Origin of the sequence: Amycolatopsis kentuckyensis, assembly GCF_002155975.1 — a bacterium.
Taxonomy (GTDB): Bacteria; Actinomycetota; Actinomycetes; order Mycobacteriales; family Pseudonocardiaceae; genus Amycolatopsis; species Amycolatopsis kentuckyensis.
This window is the reverse complement of record NZ_MUMI01000417.1, coordinates 1-4,878: the sequence shown is the minus strand read 5'-3', so window position 1 is coordinate 4,878 and position 4,878 is coordinate 1. Positions and strand designations below refer to the sequence as shown.

General features: G+C 73.0%; 5 protein-coding genes. 2 read left to right on the top strand and 3 right to left on the bottom strand.

Annotated elements, in window-relative coordinates:
- Positions 1-255: 255 nt before the first annotated feature.
- Both mobA and CCN39_RS34320 read right to left on the bottom strand, forming a co-directional pair.
- Positions 256-801, bottom strand: coding sequence for a molybdenum cofactor guanylyltransferase (gene mobA / locus CCN39_RS34325; RefSeq protein WP_086849129.1), 546 nt, complete (start codon positions 799-801; stop codon positions 256-258).
- A gap of 9 nt (positions 802-810) precedes the next feature.
- Positions 811-1,524 (bottom strand): class I SAM-dependent methyltransferase, encoded by a 714-nt coding sequence (locus CCN39_RS34320; protein ID WP_086849127.1) that lies wholly within the window; start codon positions 1,522-1,524, stop codon positions 811-813.
- A gap of 60 nt (positions 1,525-1,584) precedes the next feature.
- Between CCN39_RS34320 and CCN39_RS49675 the strand changes: the two genes are divergently transcribed.
- The gene (locus tag CCN39_RS49675; protein WP_244211127.1) at positions 1,585-1,755 is read left to right on the top strand and encodes a hypothetical protein; all 171 of its coding nucleotides are present in this window, start codon (positions 1,585-1,587) and stop codon (positions 1,753-1,755) included.
- 62 nt (positions 1,756-1,817) lie between these two features.
- Here the strand turns inward: CCN39_RS49675 and CCN39_RS34315 are convergent, their stop codons facing one another.
- Positions 1,818-3,104 (bottom strand): NlpC/P60 family protein, encoded by a 1,287-nt coding sequence (locus tag CCN39_RS34315; protein ID WP_244211126.1) that lies wholly within the window; start codon positions 3,102-3,104, stop codon positions 1,818-1,820.
- Positions 3,105-3,474: 370 nt separating this feature from the next.
- Here CCN39_RS34315 and CCN39_RS34310 point away from each other — a divergent pair.
- On the top strand, positions 3,475-4,878 hold a 1,404-nt coding region (locus CCN39_RS34310), incomplete at its 3' end, for an aconitase family protein (protein WP_244211125.1).

Genomic DNA, 4,878 nt, shown 5'->3' with positions numbered 1-4,878 from the left:
GCTCGGCGGCGCGGCCCAGCGGGCTTGCCCGAGCTGCTCCAAGGCGCCAGGCCGCCCGCATCATCGCCCCCGCCCGGCCGCCGGCGGGCCGCACCGGCGCCGCCCGGCCTTGGTCGGGCCGATGCCGCCCGGGCCGCACCGGCGCTGCCCGCGGGCCTCGGTCGGGCCGATGCCGCCCGCCCACCGCCGCCACCCGACCACTTGCCCCGGCGCAGCTCACCGAGGCCGCCCGCACCCCCAGTTCCCCGGCTCAGCTCACCGGTGCCGCTGCAGGTCCTCGGGGGTGTCGATGTCGTCCGCTTCGCCCCGTTCCGCCGGGATCTCCGTCACCTTCAGCCCGCCCAGGACCCGGCGCAGGGCCGCGTTCTCCGCTTGCTCCGGGACCGCCGCCCGCAGGGCCGCGAGGCGCCAGGCGCCCAGGAGCCACTGCCGCTCCCCCGCGGCGTCCACCAGGACCGCACCTTCGCCGTCGCCGATCGACGCCACCAGCCTGTCCACTGTGGACCGGCGGACGCCCGGGAGGTCGGCCGCCAGCACCACCACCGCGTCGACGTCGTCGGGGACGAACACCAGCCCTGCCGCCAGGGCCGCCACCGGTCCGGTGCCCGGCACCGGCTCGCGGGTCCACACCACGTCGAAGCCGGGCCGCCGCGGGCCGACCGCGATCACCCTCTCGGCGCCCTCCAGGGCGTGGATCGCGCGGGCCAGCAACGGTTTGCCGCCCACCGTCAGCGCCGGCTTGTCCACACCGGACAGCCGGCGGGCCGCACCCCCGGCCACCACGATCCCCGCGTAGCGCACCGGGGCACCCTAGCGGCCCAGCACGAGGTAGGTGAAGCCCAGCACGCCCCGGTACTCCCGGACGTACTCCCGCAACCGCCGGTCGAGCCATTCCCGCACCTCCGGGGCGCGCGGGCCGTCCGGGGCGGTCATCAGCCACTCCGCCCAGCCGGCCCGCGACGTCGACTCGAAGTCGTCCCATTCGAGCTGGTCGGCGGTGCTGAAGTGCAGCACGCGCCAGCCGGCGCCGGCCGCGGCGTCGAGCAGCTCCGGCAAGGTCAGCATGTCCGGGCCGAAGATCTCGAGGGCCGCCGGGCCCGGCGGGGCCGCCCAGAAGCCGTCGCCGTAGAGCAGCCTGCCCGACGGCCGCACCACCCGGGCGAGCGCTTCGAGCGCCGCCTTCGTCGAGCCGAAGATGTGGGCGGCACCGATGCAGAACGCCCGTTCGGCCGGAACGTCCCAGGTCGCGGCGTCCGCCGAGGTGAACTCCGCCGCCAGGCCACGCGCCGCGGCCGCCGCCCGGCCCCGCGCCAGCCCCGTCTCGTCGGTGTCGACGCCGGTCCCGCGCAGGCCCGGTGCCCGGTCGAGCGCCCGCAGCAGCAGCTCGCCCCAGCCGCACCCGAGGTCGACGAGGTGCCCGCCGGCCAGGGCCATCCGGTCGAGCAGCAGCTCCGCGTGCGGCTCGGACAGGGGCGTGTTCCAGCGCATCCGGGTGCGCCGCAGCGCGTTCAGTTCGTCGTCCACCGGGCGATCCTGTCGCCCGGACGGCGACCGCGTCGACCGGGTTTCGCGGATACTCGTCCCATGACCTACGTCGCCGACCCACGCGTGGACGCCTACATCGACGCCCTGCCCGCGTGGCAGCAGGCGATCTGCCGGGAGGTCCGCAAGCTGGTGCACGCGGCCGACCCCGAGGTCGCCGAGACGATCAAGCGCACCCGGCAGCCGTACTTCGTGCTCGAGGGCAACGTCTGATCACCGCCGGGCACGGCAACAAGACCGCGCGGGCGGCTGGCGCAAGCTCAAGGCCGCGGCGGTCAGCCGACCAGGCGCGTCGCGTACGGCATGATCCCGCCGTAGCGCACCGGGGCGACCCGGACCCGCAGGCCGGACTGGGGTGCCTCGACCATCTGCCCGCCGCCGAGGTAGAGCGCGACGTGGTGGATGCCGCCCGGACCACCCCAGAACAGCAGGTCGCCGCGGCGCATCTGGGACAGCGGCACCTGCCGGCCCGACGAGTACTGGTAGCCGCTGTAGTGCGGCAGCGACCGGATCCCGGCGAAGGCGTAGATCATCAGGCCGGAGCAGTCGAAGCCGATCTTGTTGTAGTCGCCGTAGCGGTCGGCGACGCCGCCGTCGCGGATGCCGCGGGTCGGGCCGCTCGCGTTGCCGCCGCCCCACGCGTACGGCATGCCGAGTTTGGACAGCGCCCGCGCGATCACCGCCTCGACCGACGTGCCGGCCGGGCCCGACGGTGCCGGCCGGCCCGAAGGACGGCCGCCGCCCCCGGCCGCGGCGAGCGCGGCCTGCCGGGCGCGTTCCTCGTCCTCACGCTGTTTCTGGGCGAGCCAGTCCTGGTACCGCTGCCGCTGCCCCTGCAGGCCGCTGACCTTGGCCTGGGCGGTGTAGAGCTGCTGCTCGACGTCGGTCTTGTCCTTCTCGAGCCGGGCGTTCTGGGCGGCTTGGCCGTCCTGGGCCTGCTCGGCGGTGGTCCGCGCGGCGTCGGCGCTGCTCTTCGCCCGGCGGGCCGCGTCCTGCTTCTGCCGGGCGATCTCGGCGGCCTTGCGGGCGGCGGCGTCCTTGTTGGACTTGTCGGTCTGGGCCTGCTGGAGCCGGTCGAGGGCGTTGAGCCGGTCGCCGCCGACGGCGTCGAGCAACTGCGCGCGGGCGAGCATGTCCTTGGGGCTGTCCGCGCTCAGGTACGCCGAGAGCGACCCGACCGTGCTGCCCTGCTGGAAGCTCGCGGCGGCGAACGTCCGGAGGTCGGCCCGGGCCTTCTCGATGGCCGACGAAGCCGCGTCCGCCTCGGTGCGCGCGGCCTTCGCGTCGTTCTCCGCCTGCGCCGCGTCGTCCTGCGCGGTCTGCAGGTCGACCAGGGCCTTGTTGGCCTGTTCCTGCTTGAGCTCGACGTCGTCCTGCAGCTGGGTCAGCTTCTGCTCGGCCTGGGCCAGCTGGTTGGTCAGCCGGCCGACTTCACCGGCCTTCGCGTTGGCGTCGGCCTTGCCGGCCTGGATCTCGGAGTCGCTGGGGTTGGGCGGGGGCGGGGGCACCGCGAGGCCGGTCCCGCCCGCGCCGAACAAGATCACGAGCGTGAGCGTGCTCACGCTGAGTCCCCGGCGGACGCGCGGCGCCCTCGGATCCCGGCACCGTCCTAACAAGACCGCCACCTCCGCTCACCAGCGCACACCGCGTGTCACTGCAGTCACACCACTATCACAAGCATCAGCGGAAACTTACACAACGTAGGCACCAATTCCCCTCATTGAGGGACCCCGGGATCAGATGGCGCAGCCCACACCGCGTGTCGTCTTGTCCGTTAAACAGGACACGCGTACTGTTTGAAGCACCGCGAGGTGTGCCATCCCCGTTCCGGACCTACGGTGGGGGTGCGCAAGACTCGCCCCACCGAACCGACCGAACTGACCCGGGACTCCCTGCCGCGACGGAGCGGCGTCCCCGCCACTGGAGTTAGACGTGACCTCACCCGCCAGCAAGGACAGCTTCGGCGCCAAAGACACGCTGAAGGTCGGTGACGCCTCGTACGAGGTGTTCCGCCTGAACAAGGTCGAGGGCGCCGAGCGCCTGCCGTACAGCCTGAAGATCCTGCTCGAGAACCTGCTGCGCACCGAGGACGGCGCGAACATCACCGCCGACCACATCCGCGCGCTCGGCTCGTGGGACCCGAACGCCGACCCGTCGATCGAGATCCAGTTCACGCCGGCCCGCGTGATCATGCAGGACTTCACCGGCGTCCCGTGCGTCGTCGACCTGGCCACCATGCGCGAGGCGGTCACCGACCTCGGCGGCGACCCCGACAAGGTCAACCCGCTCGCCCCCGCCGAGCTGGTCATCGACCACTCGGTGATCATCGACGTCTTCGGCCGTCCCGACGCCTTCGAGCGCAACGTCGAGATCGAGTACGAGCGCAACCGCGAGCGCTACCAGTTCCTGCGCTGGGGCCAGGGCGCCTTCGACGAGTTCAAGGTCGTCCCGCCGGGCACCGGCATCGTGCACCAGGTCAACATCGAGCACCTCGCCCGCACGGTCATGAGCCGCAACGGGCAGGCCTACCCCGACTCCTGCGTCGGCACCGACTCGCACACCACCATGGTCAACGGCCTGGGCGTGCTGGGCTGGGGCGTCGGCGGCATCGAGGCCGAGGCGGCCATGCTGGGCCAGCCGGTGTCGATGCTCATCCCGCGCGTCGTCGGCTTCAAGCTGACCGGCGAGATCCCGGCCGGCGTCACCGCCACCGACGTCGTGCTGACCATCACCGAGATGCTGCGCCGCCACGGCGTCGTCGGCAAGTTCGTCGAGTTCTACGGCGAGAGCGTCGCCGAGGTGCCGCTGGCCAACCGCGCCACCATCGGCAACATGAGCCCGGAGTTCGGCTCGACCGCGGCGATCTTCCCGATCGACGACGAGACCGTCCGCTACCTCAAGCTGACCGGCCGCTCGGCCGAGCAGGTCGCGCTGGTCGAGGCCTACGCCAAGGAGCAGGGCCTCTGGCACGACCCGTCGCGCGAGGCGGCCTACTCCGAGTACCTCGAGCTGGACCTGTCGACGGTCGTCCCGTCGATCGCCGGCCCGAAGCGCCCGCAGGACCGCATCGAGCTGTCGGACGCGAAGTCGGCGTTCCGCAAGTCGATCCACGACTACGTGGACGGCGAGGACACCACGCCGCACACCAAGATGGACGAGGCTTCGGAGGAGTCCTTCCCGGCCAGTGACGCCCCGTCGCTGTCCTTCGCCGAGGACGACGCCGCCCCGGTCACCAGCTCCGCCGCGAACGGCGCGTCGGGCCGCCCGAGCAAGCCGGTCAAGGTCAGCACGGCCGACCGCGGCGAGTTCGTCCTCGACCACGGCGCCGTGGTGATC